The sequence below is a fragment of the Streptomyces sp. NPDC050287 genome (assembly GCF_044459385.1).
Lineage (GTDB): Bacteria > Actinomycetota > Actinomycetes > Streptomycetales > Streptomycetaceae > Streptomyces.
Window position 1 is genome coordinate 680,460 of the sequence record NZ_JBITIY010000003.1, and the last position, 18,881, is coordinate 699,340.

Annotated in this window: 18 protein-coding genes and 1 pseudogene; 7 read left to right on the top strand and 12 right to left on the bottom strand. The window is 67.6% G+C overall.

Features of this window, described 5'->3' with window-relative positions:
* Window positions 1–6 precede the first annotated feature (6 nt).
* The 3 genes from ACIBK3_RS13465 to ACIBK3_RS13475 all read right to left on the bottom strand — a co-directional run bounded on the left by ACIBK3_RS13465 (window position 7) and on the right by ACIBK3_RS13475 (window position 3,553).
* Window positions 7–888 carry an alpha/beta fold hydrolase gene (locus ACIBK3_RS13465; protein WP_399365012.1) on the bottom strand — a complete coding sequence of 294 codons (882 nt, stop codon included), beginning with the start codon at window positions 886–888 and terminating at the stop codon, window positions 7–9.
* Window positions 885–2,666 carry an FAD-dependent oxidoreductase gene (locus tag ACIBK3_RS13470; RefSeq protein ID WP_399365014.1) on the bottom strand — a complete coding sequence of 594 codons (1,782 nt, stop codon included), beginning with the start codon at window positions 2,664–2,666 and terminating at the stop codon, window positions 885–887. Before ACIBK3_RS13470 ends, ACIBK3_RS13465 begins: the two co-directional genes overlap by 4 nt.
* Window positions 2,667–2,827: 161 nt before the next feature.
* Window positions 2,828–3,553 carry an IclR family transcriptional regulator gene (locus tag ACIBK3_RS13475; RefSeq protein ID WP_399365574.1) on the bottom strand — a complete coding sequence of 242 codons (726 nt, stop codon included), beginning with the start codon at window positions 3,551–3,553 and terminating at the stop codon, window positions 2,828–2,830.
* Window positions 3,554–3,655: 102 nt separating this feature from the next.
* On the opposite strand from ACIBK3_RS13475, the gene mhpD reads away from it, so the two are divergent.
* The 4 genes from mhpD to ACIBK3_RS13495 all read left to right on the top strand — a co-directional run bounded on the left by mhpD (window position 3,656) and on the right by ACIBK3_RS13495 (window position 6,978).
* On the top strand, window positions 3,656–4,492 hold the full coding sequence (mhpD, locus tag ACIBK3_RS13480; RefSeq protein ID WP_399365016.1) for a 2-keto-4-pentenoate hydratase: 837 nt from the start codon (window positions 3,656–3,658) through the stop codon (window positions 4,490–4,492).
* A complete protein-coding gene (locus tag ACIBK3_RS13485; RefSeq protein WP_399365018.1) occupies window positions 4,489–5,487 on the top strand; it encodes an acetaldehyde dehydrogenase (acetylating) in 999 nt (332 codons plus the stop codon). The genes mhpD and ACIBK3_RS13485 overlap by 4 nt, the downstream gene beginning before the upstream one ends.
* Window positions 5,484–6,500: a 4-hydroxy-2-oxovalerate aldolase gene (dmpG, locus tag ACIBK3_RS13490; RefSeq protein WP_399365020.1), complete on the top strand. Its 1,017-nt coding sequence runs from the start codon at window positions 5,484–5,486 to the stop codon at window positions 6,498–6,500. Before ACIBK3_RS13485 ends, dmpG begins: the two co-directional genes overlap by 4 nt.
* Window positions 6,501–6,621: 121 nt before the next feature.
* Window positions 6,622–6,978, top strand: a complete 357-nt coding sequence (locus ACIBK3_RS13495) for a hypothetical protein (RefSeq protein ID WP_399365021.1) — start codon at window positions 6,622–6,624, stop codon at window positions 6,976–6,978.
* A 73-nt stretch (window positions 6,979–7,051) separates the two neighbouring features.
* Here the strand turns inward: ACIBK3_RS13495 and ACIBK3_RS13500 are convergent, their stop codons facing one another.
* The 6 genes and pseudogenes from ACIBK3_RS13500 to ACIBK3_RS13525 form a co-directional block, all read right to left on the bottom strand.
* Entirely contained in the window at window positions 7,052–7,945 is an 894-nt protein-coding gene (locus ACIBK3_RS13500) for a 3-carboxyethylcatechol 2,3-dioxygenase (protein WP_399365023.1), read from the bottom strand.
* A complete protein-coding gene (locus tag ACIBK3_RS13505) occupies window positions 7,942–9,360 on the bottom strand; it encodes an aldehyde dehydrogenase (NADP(+)) (protein ID WP_399365025.1) in 1,419 nt (472 codons plus the stop codon). Before ACIBK3_RS13505 ends, ACIBK3_RS13500 begins: the two co-directional genes overlap by 4 nt.
* Window positions 9,348–10,148: an alpha/beta fold hydrolase gene (locus tag ACIBK3_RS13510; RefSeq protein ID WP_399365027.1), complete on the bottom strand. Its 801-nt coding sequence runs from the start codon at window positions 10,146–10,148 to the stop codon at window positions 9,348–9,350. Before ACIBK3_RS13510 ends, ACIBK3_RS13505 begins: the two co-directional genes overlap by 13 nt.
* The gene (locus ACIBK3_RS13515; RefSeq protein WP_399365029.1) at window positions 10,145–11,113 is read right to left on the bottom strand and encodes an NAD-dependent epimerase/dehydratase family protein; all 969 of its coding nucleotides are present in this window, start codon (window positions 11,111–11,113) and stop codon (window positions 10,145–10,147) included. The genes ACIBK3_RS13510 and ACIBK3_RS13515 overlap by 4 nt, the downstream gene beginning before the upstream one ends.
* Before the next feature lie 109 nt (window positions 11,114–11,222).
* Window positions 11,223–11,683: pseudogene (locus ACIBK3_RS13520) on the bottom strand (LysR substrate-binding domain-containing protein).
* On the bottom strand, window positions 11,680–11,946 hold the full coding sequence (locus tag ACIBK3_RS13525; RefSeq protein WP_399365031.1) for a LysR family transcriptional regulator: 267 nt from the start codon (window positions 11,944–11,946) through the stop codon (window positions 11,680–11,682). Before ACIBK3_RS13525 ends, ACIBK3_RS13520 begins: the two are co-directional and overlap by 4 nt.
* Before the next feature lie 120 nt (window positions 11,947–12,066).
* Between ACIBK3_RS13525 and ACIBK3_RS13530 the strand changes: the two genes are divergently transcribed.
* The 3 genes from ACIBK3_RS13530 (at window position 12,067) to ACIBK3_RS13540 (ending at window position 15,522) form a co-directional block, all read left to right on the top strand.
* A complete protein-coding gene (locus tag ACIBK3_RS13530) occupies window positions 12,067–13,767 on the top strand; it encodes an acetolactate synthase catalytic subunit (protein ID WP_399365033.1) in 1,701 nt (566 codons plus the stop codon).
* Window positions 13,767–14,843: an LLM class flavin-dependent oxidoreductase gene (locus ACIBK3_RS13535; RefSeq protein ID WP_399365034.1), complete on the top strand. Its 1,077-nt coding sequence runs from the start codon at window positions 13,767–13,769 to the stop codon at window positions 14,841–14,843. Before ACIBK3_RS13530 ends, ACIBK3_RS13535 begins: the two co-directional genes overlap by 1 nt.
* Before the next feature lie 64 nt (window positions 14,844–14,907).
* The gene (locus ACIBK3_RS13540) at window positions 14,908–15,522 is read left to right on the top strand and encodes a cysteine hydrolase family protein (RefSeq protein ID WP_399365036.1); all 615 of its coding nucleotides are present in this window, start codon (window positions 14,908–14,910) and stop codon (window positions 15,520–15,522) included.
* Between the two features lie 62 nt (window positions 15,523–15,584).
* On the opposite strand, the gene ACIBK3_RS13545 is transcribed toward ACIBK3_RS13540, so the two are convergent.
* The 3 genes from ACIBK3_RS13545 to ACIBK3_RS13555 all read right to left on the bottom strand — a co-directional run bounded on the left by ACIBK3_RS13545 (window position 15,585) and on the right by ACIBK3_RS13555 (window position 18,047).
* Window positions 15,585–15,764, bottom strand: coding sequence for an integrase core domain-containing protein (locus ACIBK3_RS13545; RefSeq protein ID WP_399365576.1), 180 nt, complete (start codon window positions 15,762–15,764; stop codon window positions 15,585–15,587).
* 61 nt (window positions 15,765–15,825) lie between these two features.
* A complete protein-coding gene (locus ACIBK3_RS13550; protein WP_399365037.1) occupies window positions 15,826–16,938 on the bottom strand; it encodes an IS110 family transposase in 1,113 nt (370 codons plus the stop codon).
* Window positions 16,939–17,348: 410 nt separating this feature from the next.
* Window positions 17,349–18,047 (bottom strand): alpha/beta hydrolase, encoded by a 699-nt coding sequence (locus ACIBK3_RS13555; protein ID WP_399365039.1) that lies wholly within the window; start codon window positions 18,045–18,047, stop codon window positions 17,349–17,351.
* Between the last annotated feature and the right edge of the window lie 834 nt (window positions 18,048–18,881).

An 18,881-nucleotide genomic window follows, 5' to 3' on the forward strand; every position in this document is an offset into this window, starting at 1 on the left:
TACCTCTCAGTCTGCTTGGTCGCGGTCGAGAAGGAAATCGAGGTGGATGCGGTTGAAGGTGTCTGCATCCTCGTACTGGGGCCAGTGGCCGCAGTTCTCCATCACCGCCAGGCGCCCGTGGGGAATCAGGCCGGCGATGCGGCGGCCTTCGTCGACCGGACCGGAGGGATCCTTCGTCGTCCACAACACCAGGGCGTCAGCCTGGATCGCGCGCAGGTCGTCGTCGGAGAGCATGTTCCGCTTGCGGATCTCCAGGTTCTGCAGCGCCATGTTCGCTTCACACGCCTTGATCCAGTCCGGCTGCTGGAAGATGGCCTGCCGAGTCCTGATGAGGTCGTCGGTGACCATCGACGGGTCCGCCATCAGCCACTCAAGACGAGCCTGTACGCGCTCCCAGGAGGGGTCCTTCGCGGCCTCCATCGACAGGGTGTACAGCCGCTCCATCACCGCCGGGTTGGCCATGGTGCCACCCATGGTGTTGAGCACGACGCGCTCCACCCGTTCCGGCTGCCTTCGGGCGAACGCCGCCGTGACCCAGCCGCCGAGCGACTCCCCCGACAAGTACGCCTTCTCCGCGCCGAGAGTGTCGAGGACGGCGTTGACCTGCTCGATGTAGTGCCTGATCTCCAGCGGGTGGTCGGGCTTGGCGGAGTAGCCGTGCCCGATGAAGTCGATGGCCCAGACGGAGAAGTACTCGGCGTGTGCGGCCAGGTTCCGCACGTAGGCTTCGGCGTGCCCGGTGATGCCGTGCAGCATCAGCAGGACGGGCTTGGAGTCGTCGCCCGCGTGCAGGTAGCGCGTGCGGTACGGGCCTGCCTGGAGGAACCCCTGGCTGAACTCGACCTGGGCGAGGTCCGACCAGACGCTCGTGTACGTTTCGTGGGTCATCGGTTCGCTTCCTCGATTGCGGTCGTCTCCCAGCCGAGCACCGCGTGCAGTGCCTGCTCAAGGAGCTTCCGGGCGTCCCCGGTGTTATTCACCGGCTCGCTGTGCCGCCAGGCGACATATCCGTCGGGGCGCACGAGCAGTGCGCCCCCTTCGGGGAGCTCGCGGACACCGCGCCACTCGCCGTACGGGTCGGCGCTGCCGGGCTTCCCGACAACGACCGTGCGCAGATACGGGACGTCCAGTTCGTCGGTGGCCGCGGACCAGGCTTGTCCCGCGATTCCGGTGACCAGACTGAACTTGCCCTTGCCCGTGACGTCCAAGGTCGACAGGCGCCTGCCGTCCCTGCCCACCAGCCAGGCGTGCGGGATCTTGGCACCGGGACGGGTGGTGGCCTGCAGGTACAGGCCCCGGTCCCGCTTCCACTCCTCCGGGGCGGCGTCGGGTTCCGGGACCACCGCGGACGACTCGTAGCGCTGGTTCAGCTCCGTTCCCTGGGCACTGAACTCGGTCTGCTTCAGCTCCAGGGCCTGGTAGAGCGCCTCGCGTACCCGTTCCCCTTCGGGCCCCGGGTCCTTCAGGCGCCGCATTCCGGCGGCGAAGGGGTCCTCCGCGCCCGGGTCCTTGAAGCACTCCTGAATCGGCCGGTAGTCGAGCCGGGACTGGTTGGCGCGGGCCACGACCTGCTTGCCCACGGGAGCCCGCTCGGGCGAGTAGGACTCCAGCAGGTTCGGCGCGGCGTGCCCCTGGACGACGTAGGCGAGCTTCCAGGCGAGGTTGAACGCGTCCTGGATGGAGGTGTTCGACCCCAGGCCGCTGCTCGGCGGGTGCCGGTGAACGGCGTCGCCTCCACAGAAGACACGCCCCCGCGAGTAGCGCAGGGCGTGCTGCTGATTGACGTACCAGGTGGACACGGACCGGATGGTCAGGTCGATGTCCGGGTCTCCGATCAGGATGCGGACCCGGTGGAGGAGCTCTTCCGGCGAGTGTTCGGGCTCACCCTCGGCCATGTCGAAGCCCCAGCCGGCGATCCACTGGTCCCACGGGCGGACCGCTCGCAGGACCGCCATGCCGATCTCACCGAACTCGGCAGCCGGGGACGCGATCCAGTGCAGGGTGCTCGGCCGGTGCTCCACATACCGGCTCAGGTCCGCGTCGAACTGGACGTAGACCGTACCGGCGCGGGCCATGCGTCCCTCGAAAGGCAGCTCCGCCTCTTCGGCGATCTGCGAGCGAGCTCCGTCGGCGCCCACCAGATAGCGCGTCCTGAACGTGTACTCGCGACCGGTGACCCTGTCCTGCAACCGCGTGGTGACGCCCTGGCCGTCCTGCTCGTGCCCCAGGTACTCCGTGTTGAAGCGGAGGTCGGTTCCGCGGGCGGCCGCGTTCTGTACCAGCACCGGTTCCAGCAAGGGCTGAACAACGTCGACCAGGGGGCACGGACTGCCACTGAGGTAGTCACCCCTGCGCGTGTCACCGGTGCCCCAGGCCCGCAGCCGGGCGATCTCCTCCCCGGCGAGGCTGGTGGCGAAGAGCATGTCGCCCATCTGGTCCCACGGTGTAGCCACCCGGAGGACTTCCTCCTCCACCCCGAGGTCTCGCAGCACCTCCAGCGCGCGCTGGTTGGTGATGTGGGCACGGGGGGTGTTCGCGACCCACGTCCAGCGCGACACCATCGCCACGCGCACGCCGTAGGTGGCGAGCGCCAGAGCTGTGGTCGCGCCCATGGGTCCGGCGCCGACGACCAGAACGTCGGCATCAAAGACTTCGTTGTCGCTCATCTCGTCCCTCGATGAATAGAGGCGCCAATGCCCGCAGCGGCCGCGGGACGTCGGCGGGGCGGATTCCGCCGGTCCAGTTGAACAACAACTGGCGTACTAGCATGCCAGTAACGCTAGGGCGGGTTTCCTGCCAGCACAACCCCCTGTCTTCGGAGCCTGACTCAGACTCCGCTTCGCAGCGTCCGGGACAGGCCGAGCGCGGCGGTGCGCACCGCCGGAGCCAGTCGCGCCGGGTGGAAGCTTGCCCGGGGTACTGCCACGGACAACGCTGCGACGGCCTTGCCGCCCGTCCCGAACACCGGGGCCGCAATGCAGCCGACCCCCTCGGCGGCCTCCTGCTCCTCATAGGCGAGGCCCGACACCTGGACCTGCTCAAGCGCGGTGCGAAGTCTGGCGGGGTCGGTCACCGAATAGCGGGTCAGCCGGGGCAACGGGCCCGCGAGCACCTCGTCGGCGAGTTCCGCCGGCGAGAAGGCCAGCAGAGCCTTGCCCACGCCCGTACAGGTCAAAGGCAGGCTGCCGCCGATACGCGAAGGGAGGGCAAGGGATTCGTGACCGTGAATCCGTTCGACGTAGACAACCTCGTGCCCCTCGCGCACCCCGAGATGCACGGTGGCGCGCGTCGCCTCGAACAGATCCTGGAGAAACGGAAGGGCCGCCTCGCGCAGGTCACGGCGGCGCGGCACGAGCGATCCCAGCTCGAAGAGCTTTCCCCCGAGGTGATACCCCTCCTCGCTGCGCTCGAGCAGGCCGAGATCCAACAGAGAGCCCACCAGCCTGAACGTGGTGCTCTTGGCGAGGCCCGCGCGCTCCGCAAGTTCCGTGAGACGGAACGGCCCGCCACTGGGCTTGAAGCACTCCAGCAGAAGAATGGCCTTCTCCAGCATGGTGCCGTTCACACTGTGCCGTGACATGGAACAAACTTTGCCGCATCTGCCGTGTGTCGTCTATCCAGGGATTGGTTTAACCCGCACTCCCGGAGGTTGCCCATGCCGCCCCATTCCCCCGACGCGCCCTCCCCGGAGACACGCAAAACGGCCGACGCCCTCTGGGAAGCAGAGCAGTCCGGCACACCGTGTCCGGCAGTACGCGACCAGCTGCCCACCGGTGACCTCAGCACCGCCTACGCCGTACAGCGCATCAACGTCGAGCGCAGGCTCGCTCAGGGCCGCCGTCTCGTCGGCCGCAAGATCGGCCTGACCTCACCGGCCGTTCAACACCAGCTGGGAGTCGACGAGCCCGACTTCGGCGCCCTTCTATCCGATATGGCGGTACCCGACGGCGGGACCGTGCCACACGGGCGGCTGCTCCAGCCCAAAATCGAGGCAGAGGTCGCACTCGTCCTGGCCTCGGACCTGCCGCACCCCGAGACGACGCTCACCGATGTGCTGCGCGCTGTGGACTTCGCCCTGCCCGCCCTGGAGATCGTCGACAGCCGGATCGCGAACTGGGACATCAGCCTGGTCGACACGGTCGCCGACAACGCCTCCTCCGGCCTGTTCGTCATCGGCGGCACTCCGGTGCCACTGACCTCGGTCGATCTTCGCACCGTGCGCATGACGCTCACCCGCGACGGTGAGGAGGTCTCCCACGGCAGCGGCGCCGACTGCCTCGGCAGCCCCCTGAACGCAGCCGTGTGGCTCGCATCGACGCTGGCCGCGATGGGCGACCCGCTGCGCGCCGGCGATGTAGTACTGACCGGCGCTCTCGGCCCCATGGTCGCCGTCCTCCCCGGCAACCGCTACGAAACGGTGATCTCCGGACTCGGCTCAGTACGTGTCGACTTCGCCGCCCCCGCACCCGACCGGAAGGCAGAGCAGCAGTGACCACCACGACACCCTCGCCCCGTACCAAGGTAGCCGTCATCGGCTCGGGGAACATCGGCACTGACCTCATGATCAAGGTTCTGCGGCTGTCGGAGAGCCTGGAGATCGCCGCCATGGTTGGCATCGACCCGGCTTCCGACGGTCTTGCGCGGGCACGTCGCCTCAAGGTCGCCACCACGCACGAGGGCATCGATGGCCTGGTCGCCATGGACGAGTTCCAGGATGTGAGCATCGTCTTCGACGCCACCTCCGCGGGCGCCCACCGTCGTCACGACCAGGTCCTGCGCGAGCACGGAAAGACGGTCGTCGACCTCACTCCCGCCGCGCTGGGGCCGTACGTCGTCCCACCGGTCAACGGCGGTGACCACGTGGACGCCTCCAACGTCAACATGGTGACCTGCGGCGGCCAGGCCACCATCCCGATCGTCGCCGCCGTCAACGCGGTCACTCCGGTCCACTACGGCGAGATCGTCGCCTCCATCGCCTCCCGCTCCGCAGGCCCCGGCACCCGGGCGAACATCGACGAGTTCACCGAGACCACGTCCTCGGCCATCGAGAAGGTCGGCGGCGCGAGGACGGGCAAAGCGATCATCGTTCTCAACCCGGCCGAGCCACCGCTGATCATGCGGGACACCGTCTACTGTCTGGTCGGCGACTGCGACGAGGCGGCAGTGACCGCTTCGGTGGAGGACATGGTCGCCCGCGTGCGGACGTACGTACCCGGCTACCGGCTGAAGCAGAAGGTGCAGTTCGAGCGGGTGCCGGCCGACGACCCGCTGCACGCCCTCGCGGCCCCCGGCGCCGACGAGGCCCTCAAGGTCTCGGTCTTCCTGGAGGTCGAGGGCGCCGCCCACTACCTCCCGGCCTACGCCGGAAACCTCGACATCATGACCTCGGCCGCGCTGCGTACCGCGGAGCGCATGGCCGCCCTCCCCCACTCTCGGCTTCGCTCGAGCGGGGGGACCCCCATCACCACGGAGGTGGCAGCCCGATGACCCGTCTGTACATCCAGGACGTGACCCTGCGGGACGGGATGCACGCCGTCCGCCACCGCTACACCGTCGAGCAGGCACGCACCATCGCGGCAGCGCTGGACGCGGCAGGCGTGGCCGCGATCGAGATCGCACACGGCGACGGGCTGGCCGGCTCCAGCATCAACTACGGCGTCGGCGCCCACACCGACTGGGAGTGGATCGAGGCCGTCACCGACGCCACCCACCACGCCGTGCCCACCACCCTCCTGCTGCCCGGCATCGCCACCATCCACGACCTCAAGCAGGCGCACTCCCTGGGCATCCGCTCCGTGCGTATCGCCACCCACTGCACCGAGGCCGACATCGCCGCCCAACACATCGCCGCCGCACGGGAACTGGACATGGACGTCGCCGGGTTCCTGATGATGTCCCACATGGCCGAGCCCGCTGAACTCGCCCGCCAGGCCAAGCTGATGGAGTCCTACGGCGCACACTGCATATACGTCACCGACTCCGGCGGCCGCCTGACGATGGACGGCATCCGCGACCGCTTTCGTAGCTACCGCGAAGTCCTGTCCCCGGCCACCGAGTTGGGCATCCACGCCCACCACAACCTCGCCCTCGGTGTCGCCAACACGGTCGTCGCCGTCGAGAACGGCGTCACCCGCGTCGACGCCTCACTCGCCGGACAGGGCGCGGGCGCCGGCAACTGTCCGCTGGAGGCGTTCGTCGCGGTCGCCGACCTCATGGGCTGGGAGCACGGCTGCGACCTGTTCCCCCTCATGGACGCCGCCGACGATCTCGTACGACCGCTGCAGGACCGCGAGGTACGGGTCGACCGCGAGACCCTGACGCTCGGCTACGCGGGCGTCTACTCAAGCTTCCTGCGCCATGCCGAAAAGGCCTCCGAGCGCTACGGCATCGACACCCGCGCGATCCTCGTCGAGGTCGGACACCGCAAGATGGTCGGCGGCCAGGAGGACATGATCACCGACATCGCTCTCGATCTCGCGTCGCGAGCGTCATCAGCCTGACGTGACGGTCCGGTCCAACGCCTGCAGGCGCACGGCCGGTTGAGGAAGGGGGCGTGCGTTGCCTGAGACGGTGGCGAAAGCGCGGTAGCGGCACGAGTCGCGGCGCAGCCGGGTGAGCGGGATGAACACCTTGCGGAAGTACGTGACCGTACTGGGCCGGCCGACGGCGGCCGGCCCGGGCCTCGCGCACCCCGCCCGCGCAGCCCAGCGGATCCAGGCGGCCATGAGCCCCCGCTCGGCCATGTCGGTCACGCACAACACCCTGGCGTCGGCCGGAACCGCACGGCCTACCGCTTCGCCGAGCGGGCGGACGCGGCTGACCGGGCTCAGGGGAACAGCCTCTGTCCAGCCCACCGAACAGGAGCTGAAGAGGCTGGGCAAATCCGGGGTCGACGTACATCCGCTCCGACAGGGCCACGTCCACTCCGGCGGCGAGTACGCCCTCAGTGATGATCCGGGCGATGTCACGCTCCACTGACAGCGGGCCGGCCGGGGTGTCGTAGTCGCCCAGCGCGACGGCCTGCGTGATGTTCAGGCCGATGGCGCGGTGGTCAACGTGCCAGTCCGGTCAAGGTGGTACTCGCCGAAATCCCCATGCCGGTGATCCACTCGGTCACCGGTTGGTACACGAGTGTCGGGAGTGGCTCGGCCCCAGCGAAGGCGCAGGCGATCCAGGTGCGGACCTCTGCGCCACCTGTGCCGGCCGGAGCGAGGTCGTCGGCCGTGAGGTCGGCCAGCTCTTCCCACTGGTCGCCGGCCAGCAGCGCAAGGAACTTCTCGTCCCACGCGGGGTTGATGGCCTCCGCTGCCTTTGCGAGGTTGTCGGTGATGAGCTTTTGGCGGTCGGCCTCGGTCAGGTCGCGGGCTCCGGGGATCAAAGAGGGTGGAGCGTGGGAGATCCCGCCTGAGCCGATGACCAAGACGCGCTCGTTGGCCGCGATCTGGCTTCGGAGGAACGCGCCGACCGCCGCTCCGAGTGCCGCGGTTCGCTTCGCTGTCGACAGCGGGCGGTCCACGCAGTTGATGATGACGGGGATCATGGGTACGGCTGAGAGCGAGCCGAAGAGATCGAACGTCGACTGGCCGAAGCCGTGGTCCAGTCGAAGGTCTGGAGCCATGGCGATGTCGATACCGGCGGCCGCGAGGTACTCACCCATGGCGAGAGCGAGATCGTGGGGAACGTCGTAGTCCTCCTGCGGAGTTCCCCAGTCTCCGTAACCGGTAGCCGACTCGACGACGGTGAAGCAGGGGGCGATGCCTGCGAGCGCCCGCATGTGATCGGGCCCGAAGTACACGATCAACGTCGGGTCGTATGTCTGGACAGCTTTGGCCAGCTCGGTGAATCCGGCCCGGAATTCGGCACCCTGGACGTGTTCGGTGTCCTGAGCCATCTGGGGGCTGTGCGAGAGCGCTACGGCGGCGATCTGGGGGCCTGCAATGTTCATGACGGCGTGTTCTCCTGGTTTGGGGTATCGCGAAGCTCCGAGGGGAGTGCGGCGGAAGGGACACCTTGGAAGGCGACGGGTCGGAGGAAGCGGGCGACAGAGGCAGTGCCGACGGAGGTACTGAGAGGCGCGGTGCTGGCCGGGTAGGGGCCGCCGTGCTGCTGGGCGTCAGTGACGGCGACTCCGGTTGGCCAGTCGTTCCAAAGAACGCGTCCGGCGTGCTCTGCGAGCCGAGCCACGAGTTCGATCTCGCCTGGGTCGGCGTCCTCGGAGCCCTGGACGGTCGCAGTGAGCTGACCGGGGAACAAGTCGACGAGGCTCAGGACGTCGGCCAGGTCCTCGTACTCGATGAGGACGGACGCTGGACCGAACGCTTCAAGGTCGAGGATCTCGGGATGCTCTCGAACGGTGGAGGTGCCGGTTCTGAACAGCACTGGCGACACCTCGTCGGCCAGGACCGCTCCGCGAGCAGTCTCAGCCAGGGCAGCGAGCTCCTTGACGCTGCGCAGGAATCCTGCCGTGATGTGGTCATTCAGCAGCGGCCCCGCGACGAGGTTCGGCAGACGCATAAGGAACTCATCGACGTGAGGGACGAAGATCAAGCCGGGCTTCGTGCAGAACTGCCCAGCTCCGAGCATCACCGACCCTGCGAAGCCTGTCGTGATCGCGTCGGGTCGGTTCGCCCAGCCCCGTGGTGTGACGACGACCGGGTTGGTACTCCCGAGCTCACCGTAGAAGGGGATCGGCTCTGGTCGTCCCATGGCAAGGTCGAACAAGGCTCGTCCGCCGGCTGTCGAGCCAGTGAAGGCCACGCCCTTGATGATCGGACTGCCGACGGCTTCGGCACCTGCCTGGTGACCCTCGATCAGACCGAAGGTTTCGCCCGGCGCTCCGCTGTCGGTCAGTGCGGAGAGGACGAGGTCCGCGGTGGCCCGGGAAAGGTCCGGATGGCCCGGATGTGCCTTGAGAACGACCGGGCAGCCCGCCGCGAGGGCACTCGCGGTGTCTCCTCCGGCCACGCTGAAGGCGAAGGGAAAGTTGCTGGCAGCGAAGACTAGAACCGGTCCGAGAGGTACGTGCGTTCGTCGCAGATCGGGTCGGGGGCCGATTGGCCAGTCAGGGTCGGCATGGTCGACTTGATTGTCGCTCAGGGCTCCGGCGGCCAGGCGGTCGGCCAAGAGCCTGAGCTGGAACGTCGTGCGGGCGAGCTCGCCAATGAGCCGTCCTTCGGGCAGGTGTGTCTCGCGCATGGCCACAGGGATGAGGTCACCTGAGTGGGCGTCGAGCGCGGCGGCGATGGCGTGGAGCCACGCGGCGCGCATCGTGTGTCTGGCTCGTGCGACGGGACGCGCAGCACCCGCGGCTGCGGCGAGGACGTCCTTCGGAGCGAGAACCGAGGCGCTCACGGGGTGCACTCGGTGAGGAACCGGTTGATGAGGGCGTTGACGAGGCCAGCGCGCTCGATCTGTAGCCAATGTCCGGTCCGAGACAGAAGATGCAGGTCTGCGCGCGGCATGTGCTGGGCAAGCAGAACGCTGTTCTCGGCGGGCACCACACGGTCTTCCCGACCATGAAGAATGAGTGTGGGGACAGAGATGCTCTCAAGCTCTTCGTCGGTGTGGCCCGGCCCTGCGGCTGCGAGTCCCGCAAAGACGCTTTGCATCGCCTCGTGCGCTCCAGGCCGGGCGCTGACTTCGTACCGTTCCCTGACGAGCGCGGGCGTGACGATGTCCTGATCGGTCACGAAGCACTCGCGCAACAGCTGTTCCATCGCCTCTGGGCTGGCCACGTACTCCAGAAGGAGGCGCTGTGCGTGCGACTGCGACGGGCGCAGCCGAGTGCTGAGAAGGACAAGCCCGGCGATACGGTCAGGCTGTTCCAGCGCCATGCTCAATGCCACACGCGCACCCATGGAGTTGCCCACGACGACCACCTGGTCGAGCTCTCGTTCGTCGAGGATCTGCCAGGCCTGCCGCATCCACAGCCGCGGGCCGTACGTCAGTTCAACCGGCTTGGCGCTGTCGCCGAAGCCGATGAGGTCGGGCGCGAGAATGCGATGGCCGCCGAGCGCCGGAATCATGCGGTTGAAGTTGGCGTCAGCGGTCGTGCCGGGGGCTGTGCCGTGCAGGAGAAGAACTGCCGGCCCATCCCCGATGTCCAGGACGCTGCTCTGCGGCAGTGAGTCAGTCAAGACTTCGCTCATCTCGATCCCTCGGTGACCGCCAGCCGCGCCAAGACGCGCTGCTCTGCTTCGGTCCGGCTCCACGTGCGACGGCCGGGTTCGTTGAGCAGGTGCTGCAGCGCGGCGTCGATCATGTCGTGGAGTGGCAGGAACGGCTCGATCAGGCCGGCAGCGTCCGCGGCGGAGATGTCACCGATGGTGTTCTCGTTGCTGAAAGGGAACACGCAGTCCACGCCGTTGAACACGGGGAGGTCCTCGCCGGTGGCGCCGCCACCCACGGTGCGTACGCGCGGAGTGGTGCCGGAGACCTCCGCGCACACGTCGACAAAACCCTCGAGCGAGGTGTTGCAGCGGCGAGAGGCGACGTTGTAGGGCTGGAATCCTTCGGCGACGAGCTCGGCGGCGCGGGCCAACGCGGTGGCTGCGTGCTTGAGCCAGACGTACTGGTGTACTGCCTGACCGTCGCCAGAGAGCAGGATCAGTTCATTGTCGAGGAGTCGGTTGAGGACGAACTCCTCGCGTGGAATGAAGTTGCCGGGTCCCAGTACCAGCGGGAAACGGATCGAGACGGTGCTCAGCGGAGCGGGACGAAGCTCTCGCAGCGCCAGCTCGCAGCCGATCTTCTCCACGGCGTAGGAGCCCCACAGGGGATGCGGCCCGTAGGGGAGGTCTTCGGGCCACGGCAGGATCGGGGATGGCTGATAGACGTTGAGGGTCGAGACGTGTACGTAGTGAGGCACCCTCGGCAGCGTCTCGAGCATCGACCGGGTCTGGTCGGCTGTGTAAGCCGACAGGTCGACGGCGACGTCGATGTCGAGCTCGGCGAGTAGGGCGCGGTCCTGTTGCACGTTCCGATCGCCGATGACCTGCTCGACGGGAGCGATCCACTCGGGCTGCCGACTACCGCGGTGGAAGGCGACGACGTCGTGGCCGGCCCTCAGCAGCTCGTTGACGAGCTCGACCCCGAGGAAGCGAGTGCCTCCCATGACCAGCGTTCGCATGTTGAGCCTTTCCGTCGCGGTGGATGACAGTCAGGTAACGCCGCATTCGTGGGTCTCGTCCAATAGGACGATGCGACAAGCCGAGAAGGAGCGCTTATTGATGCTCGGCCGAGGACGACCTGCGATACGCGTCGCTGATGGGAGCACAGTGCCGAATGAAGGCGTCGAGTAGTCCAGATCGTCTGCCGGCGCTCCAGGCGAGGCCGAACTCGGCTGTCAGCGACGGTCGCGTGAACCGCCGAATCGCGACCCCGCGAGGACGCAGTCTGCTGGCTCGCTCGGCGTCGAGTACGCACACACCCACGCCGGCTGCGACGGCGGCGATCAGGTGCTCCGGATCGGGCTCAGATGCCACCACGACAAGTCGATTGTCGCCCAGACCGTGGATTGCACGTACTCGAAGTAGCCCTCGGCCTGTTCCCGGGGCCAGGAGACGATGTCGACGCCCTCGAGGTCAGAGAACCGCAGGGCGCGTTTCCTGGCCAGGTCGTGATCGGCGGGTAAGGCGACAACCAGCTCGGTTCGGCCCAAGGAGAGGATCTCGATCCCGGTCATGCCGGCGAGAGGGAGCCGTATGAACGCTGCATCGACCTCGCGGCGCGGAGCATTTCAGTGTTCTTGGCCGTCCAGGCGCTCTCGATCGCGAGCTCGGCGCTGGGGTTGGTGCTGCGCTCGAAGAGAGTCGCACCCAGCTCCTTCTCCAGGACCTTGATCTGCTGAGAGAGGCCGGGCTGGGCGATGTGTAACCGCTCGGCAGCGGGTCGACAGTTGAGTTCCTCTGCCAGAACCACGAAGTAGCTGAGTCTCCGAAGGTCCACTGGGAGATGATAAGCAACGGTTCTCAGCGCTGCACAGATCACTATTGGACCGACCCCGTGTCGCGGTTCCACGCTGGTGCCCGGCGGCCCACCGTGGCTCGTCGAAACGTGGAGGACACGATGACGCAACGCACCGTCGCCGATGCCTTGGCCGAAGGGTTGGCGCGCCACGGGGTCACTGACATCTTCGGGCAGAGTCTGCCGTCGGCACTCTTCCTGGCCACCCCGAAGGTGGGGATCCGCCAGATCACGTACCGCACAGAGAATGCCGGCGGCACGATGGCCGACGGCTACGCGCGCGTCTCCGGGCGGATCGGCGTCGTGGCAGCGCAGAACGGTCCGGCCGCGACGTTGCTCGTCCCGCCGATGGCGGAGGCCCTGAAGGTCTCGGTGCCTCTGCTGGCGCTCGTTCAGGACGTGCCCTTGGCCAATCGAGACCGCAACGCGTTCCAGGAGTTCGACCACCGGGGATTGTTCAGCTCGGTCGCGAAGTGGATCGGGTCGCTCGACGACCCCGCACGCATCGACGACTACCTCGACATGGCCATCACCACCGCGTGCTCTGGCAGGCCAGGACCGGTCGTCCTGCTGCTCCCGCGAGACGTGCTGATGATGGCAGCTCCCTCCACCTCCGTTCGGCGCGCGTCCCACGGCAGCTTCCCGCTCGACCGGACGCAGGTCGGGGCCGCCGAGATCCACCGTGCTGCGGAGCTCATCGCCCGCGCAGAGCAGCCGCTGCTCATCGCCGGCGGCGGCGTACATCTCTCCGGTGCTGCCGACGCCGTGGCCTCACTTCAGGAGATGGCGTCTGTCGCCGTGGCCACGACCACAATGGGCAAGGGGGCCGTCGACGAGCGTCACCCCCTGTCCTTGGGCGTCGTGTCGAACTACATGGGCAAGCACTCTGCCACCCACCACCTCCGTGACTGGGTCAAGGCCAGCGACGTGGTGATCTTCGTCGGCTCGCGCACGAATGAGAACGGCACCGACGCGTGGCAGGCCTTCCCGAGTGACGCAACCGTCATCCACCTCGACATCGACAGCGCCGAGATGGGCCGCAACTACGAGGCGGACCTCCGAGTGGCTGGTGATGCCCGCCTGAACCTCGAGGCAATCCTCAACGCTCTCGAAGGCATGGACCTCACCAAGCGCCACGAGGCGCGCGACGCGGTGGCGGAGGTCATCGCAGAAGCCAGAATCCGCTTCACCGAAGCGGTTGCCGACCTCGTGACGGGCGACAGGCAGCCGATCCGCCCAGAGCGGGTGGCGGCCGAGATCGACGCCGCCGTCGCCAACCGCCGAGCCATCGTGACCGCCGACGCCAGCTACTCGACGATCTGGATGGGCAACTACATGCGCTCGCGGCGCGTGGGACAGCGCTTCCTTGCTCCTCGTGGACTGGCCGGCTTGGGCTGGGGGCTCCCGCTGGCCCTGGGAGCCCGCGCCGCGGACCCCGACTCCGTGGTCGTCGCGCTTGTCGGCGACGGCGGCTTCGGCCATGTCTGGTCCGAGCTCGAGAGCTCCGTTCGTGAGGACCTGCCCGTGGTCGTCGTCGTGCTCGACAACGGCATCCTCGGCTTCCAGAAGCACGTAGAGCTCGTCCAGTTCGGCGAGCACACGTCCGCGGTCGACTTCGCGCCGGTCGACCACGCCGCAGTCGCTCGGGCCTGCGGCGCCGACGCGATCCGCGTCGAGGCGCCCTCAGAACTCGGACCAGCGCTCAAGAAGGCGCTGGACAGCGGGCGGACATGGCTCATCGAGGTCCGGTGTGACCCCGATGCGCGTCCGCCTATCACATCGTGGGACGGAAAGGTGGAGTGATGGTGGACTTCTGCATCGGCAGCTGCGCCAAGATCGACTCGGTCGACTGGGTCAAGCAGGCTGAGGACGTCGGCGCGAGCCACTTCGGGGTCGGCGAAGGACCGCTCCTGTTCAGCGACCCGTACCAGTACCTCGCACTCGCCTCACGTGACACCAGCACGATCAAGCTGGGGACTTGGGTCACCAACCCCTTGACCCGGATTCCTCCGGTGACGGCCAACTCCATCGCGACGCTGAACGCTCTCGCACCCGGCCGGGTCTTCATGGCGATGGGCACCGCCAACAACGCGCTGAGGTCGATGGGTGCGAAACCTTCGACGATGCGCGAGCTCGATGACGCGTTCAGTGTCATCAAGGGCCTGCTCGATGGGCAGCGGGTGACACAGAAGTGGCGGGGCCAGGAGCGCGAAGTCGAGTTCCTCGACAAGGAGGGCCTCTGGTACGACCTCGACAACCGGCCCGAGATCTGGATGGCAGTAGGGGGCCCGAAGGGCATGGCGATCGCCGCCAAGCACGCCGATGCCATCACCTACTGCCTCGGACCCAATCCGGACATGATCCAGGTCGTCCGCCAGGCACTCGACAAGGCCGTCGCGGCCGCCGGCCGCGAGCCCGGCTCAGTGAAGCTCGTCAGCAACACGTGGTTCTACCAGCTGCGGCCCGGCGAGACCTGGGAGGACGGGGTCGACAAGGGCTTCGGCTCCGGGCCGATCAGCTCCTGCATCGTGAACTCGGGATTCATGGCAGAGCACGTCGACCAGCTCGGGCAGCCGATCGTGGAGGCATCGACCAACGCCGCGATGGCCTACCTCGGTGACCCCACCGTGCAGGACGCTCCCCACTACCTCGACGTGTGGGCGAAGTACCTACGCGGTCTCGATCCGGTTCACCGACCCATCATCACCAAGGAGCTCGTCGACTACTGGTGCCTGTGCGGCTCCCCTGAAGAGCTTCAGCAGCAGCACCAGCTCATGAGGGACTCCGGCGTCGACATGGTCGGGGTCATGCTCTCCAACCCCTTCACCGCCGACCGCGACATCGCCGACATCGGCTCGTCGATCCTCGCCCACGGCTGAAACAACCCCCGTCTCGGATCCGCCCGGCAACTCCAAGCATCACCTCAGAGGGAAGAGAAGCGCCATGAATCCCATCGACCCGGCACGCAGTGCCGTGATCGCCGTGCACCTTCAAGGTGACGTCGTGGGTCCGGCCGGAGCCCTGGCCCCGTTCTTCCAGGCCGAAATCCAGCGCACCGGAGTGCTGGGGACCATCAGTCGGCTACTGGACGCTGCGCGAGCCGGCGGCGTCAAGGTCGTCTACACGCGGGTCGCCTTCCGGCCCGACTTCTCCGACATGGTCCCCAACTCGCCGCTGCTGGCGATGACCGCGCAAAACAATTGCCTCGTGGACGGGACCTCCGCGGCCGAGATCGTGAGTGAGGTCGCCCCCCGAGCCGGGGAAACGATCGTCACCCACCAGCGGGTCACCGGGTTTCACGCCAGTTCCCTGGACGTACTCCTGCGAGGAGCCGGCATCGACACGGTCATCATCGCGGGGGTCGCCACAAACCTCTCTGTGGAGGGGACCGCGCGAGCTGCCTCCGACCTCGGCTACCGGACGATTGTCGTCTCCGACGGCTGCTCAGCAGGCTCCGAGGCAGCTCACAGCGCCTCCTTGGAGTCGCTCGGGCTTCTGGCTGAGATCGCCACCGCCGACGAACTGCTCACCGCGGTCGGCACGCCGGCCACGGTCTGAGAGGACATCGAGATGACGACCAGTAGATCCATGTCAATCCCCTGGTTTCGTAGAGGCCTCCGTTATGCGGCCAGGTCGTCCTGGTCGTAGTTGTTGCGCGCCTCGTTGATGATTTGTTCGAACTCGGCGGGCGGCAGGCCGCCTGTCGCGCTGTGGCGCCGTCGTGTGTTGTAGAAGTCGACGATCCATGTTGCGATCTTGACGCGGGCCTCGGTGCGGGTGGCGAACCGGTTTCGGTGGATGTACTCGACCTAGATGGTCGAGTTGAAGCTCTCTGCGGCGGCGTTGATGCCCCTATGGATGTCAAGCGGCGCCTCGGGCTGGTCCCGTGTCGTCTGCAGCGGTGTTTGCGGGGGCGATGAGTCGGTAGATCTCTCGTGCAACGTACCGCTTGAGGCAGCGGATGATCTCGCGCTTCGTCTTGCCCTCCGCGAGGCGTCGCCGCAGATAGTCCTGGGAACGGCCCTCCCAGCGCAGGCGGCTGAGGACGATCCGGAAGAGGGCGGCGTTTGCCTGCCGGTCGCCACCTCGGTTCAGTCTGCGGCGCTGGGTCTTGCCGGAGGATGCCTCGACCGGGCTGGTGCCGCACAGGGCGGCGAAAGACGCCTCACTGTCGAGGCGTTCGGGGTTGTCACCTGCTGCGATAAGCAGGGCTGCTGCGCCGTCCGGGCCGACGCCGTGGACGTCGAGCAGGCCAGGAGCACTCGCTTTGATCGCTTCGGTTATCCGCGTGTTGAGGTCGTTGATCTCCGCGGTCAGGTTTTGGACGCGGCGGGCCAGCAGTCTCAAGGTGTGACGTGCGGCCCCTGCCGGCCCGGAGAGCCCCGAGTCCTCCAGCTCGGCGCATCGCTTGAACAGCTTCGGGTTGCTCAGCCCGGCCAGCGACTCGCGAAGTTCGGCATCGGCGCAGACCAGGACGCTCTTGAGCTGGTTGATGGCCTGAGTCCTGGACTTGGTCGCGGACCCCTTCGCCAGCTTGAACAGCCGCAGCATCTCCACTGGTCCGTCGCTCGTCTTGGCTGTGGCAGTGGCGCGACCGGACAATACGGCGTGGGCGGCGGCTTCGGCATCGATGGCATCGGTCTTGCCGTGGCGCCGTCGGGCGGCCTTGTCGGGCTGGTTGACCTCGATTACCTCAATGCCTTCGACCCGCAGGTGCCGCGTGAGGGCAGCTCCGTAGGATCCGGTGCACTCGACCCCGGCTCGCCGCAGCATGCCGAACGAGCGTGCCCAAGAGACAAGTTGACGATATCCCTCCGCGGTCGCCGGGAAGCTGCGACCGTCCAGAGCGGCGCCGAGCGTGGTGATGACGGCTGCGGCGTGGATGTCCTTGTGGGTGTCCACACCGAGCAGGATGTCCTCCTCGGCTTCCGCCGGGACGTGACATGGGGCCGTGGGCTGCATGATGCTGGGCAAGGTCGCCTGTCTCCTGATTGCCTCGGGTGCTGGTGGCCGTCGCCGGGCCGGGGCGGTCAAGACTGTGACGGTGCCTGTCGCGAAGGCCCCTATCGGGACACGTCCCCTGCCCGGCGGCAGCGAATGCCGCTCCAGGCAGCGGCCGACAGATCAACGCCAAGGCAACAACGCCAGTCGAAGCACGGGTCAGGCCACCACCCGAAGCGGCACCTGACCATCCTCACAGCCGAAGCACGACGCTCGCCCGTCGCGTAGCCGAGCAGGCGGCGCGAGGGAGTGCGTGGCGGCCACGATGTGACGAGTGGTCTGCTCCGGGCCGGATCGCTCGTTGAACACCCCCGTCGCCTACGCCGCCCCCTACATCACAGCGATCGACGCGTAGAAGCCGTTGCGACCCTCGGGCGCAGCCTTTATCGTCCGGCCCACATCCAGGTTCCCCCACCGTCCATCATGCGACTGCTGTGTGTCTGGAAGTGGTCGTCGAGCATGGGGCAGATCAGTACCTGGTGGCTCAGCCTGGGGAAGACCCGGTCGCGGGCGAGCAGCGCGACGCCGGCTGCGAGAACGCCGCCAGCGCTGGTACCGGCGACGAGGAGACGCTCGGGGTTGATGCCGAGTTCCGCGGCGTTCTTGGCCGTCCACACCAGTCCGGCGTAGCAGTCCTCGACGGGTGCGGGGTCGGGGTGTTCCGGGGCCAGGCGGTACTGGACCGACACCACGACCGCACTGCCCTCCATCACGAATGGGAGGAGCCTGTCCACGCCCGTGCGACGGTGCCCTGTGACCATCCCGCCGCCGTGAATGTAGAGGATGCCCCCCTTGGGACCGCGGTCCTCGGCCGGGCTGAGGATCAGCAGCGTGATGTCCGGCGCGGCTTCCGGCCCCGGGACCTGGCGTTCTTCCACCCTGACCCGGCCGCCCGCCGTCAGGTCCACCGGCTCCATGCCGGGAACTCCGTCGGCCACGGTCTGCCGGGCCGTCGCGAGGGTTTCATCGGACAAGTGCGGGAGAGTGGCCATCAACGCCTCCGCGACTGGTGCCAGTTCCGCATCGAAAGGCAGCCGGGTGGTCGTGGAGCAGAAGATTTCCGTTGCAGTCTGGTCGGTCATGGTTCTCTCCTCCGGGAAAGGGACTGGGAACGAGTGCCACCCTCGGATCCCGGGCGACGCGTAGGAACCCGCAGGTGGCGGCAACTTCTGCCGCCCGCCCCGCCGTGTGGCGGGTGGGCAGTCGGGCGAAGAATCTGGAGCGGGTGGCGAGAATCGAACTCGCGCTCTGGGCCGGGAAGTGATGGCCGCATGCCGCCACCAGGTCCTATGGGGTCGGGTCGAGTGTTCTGGTCTCGGTCGGCGGGCGACACCGCCGCGTCAGCCTGGCGCGGAGGAGTCTCGGAGCTGGTGGCACGCATCAGAGCCAGCGCGGTCAGCGGTACGTCGGTCAGCGCGGCCGCCGCCTGGCCGACGAGGGGAGGGCCGGCCTCCCGCAGAGACGAGGGTTAGCGCCGTGATGGCGTCTGCGCGGACTTCTCGCTTTGCGCATGCGTGAAGGCAGGACGCCGGCCGCGTCTCGCGGCTGAGGGCTCGCTGGATCCGGTGGAGGGAACCAGACTCAGGAAGCTCGGTGGGCATGCTCGCGCCTTCGCATCACGGTCGGAATCAGCCGCACGCGGCGGTACGCGGCCAGGGATTAACCGTCATCGCTACAAGGCCTCTCAACCGCGCGCCCTGACGGCCGAGACCGGTCACGCGAGCGCTTCCCGCCAGCATCACGTCCGTAACAGGAGGCCTTCCTCCCCCAATGCGCCGATCACTCCCGATGTCGGGCACGTCAATGCGAAGAACCACTGCCTCGTCGGCGAGGGCGGGATCGTGCCCCCGCGCTGGCGCTCCTCGGGATGGCAGACCTTGCAGGGGTTGGTCTTGGAAGAGACGGCCCGCTGTAGT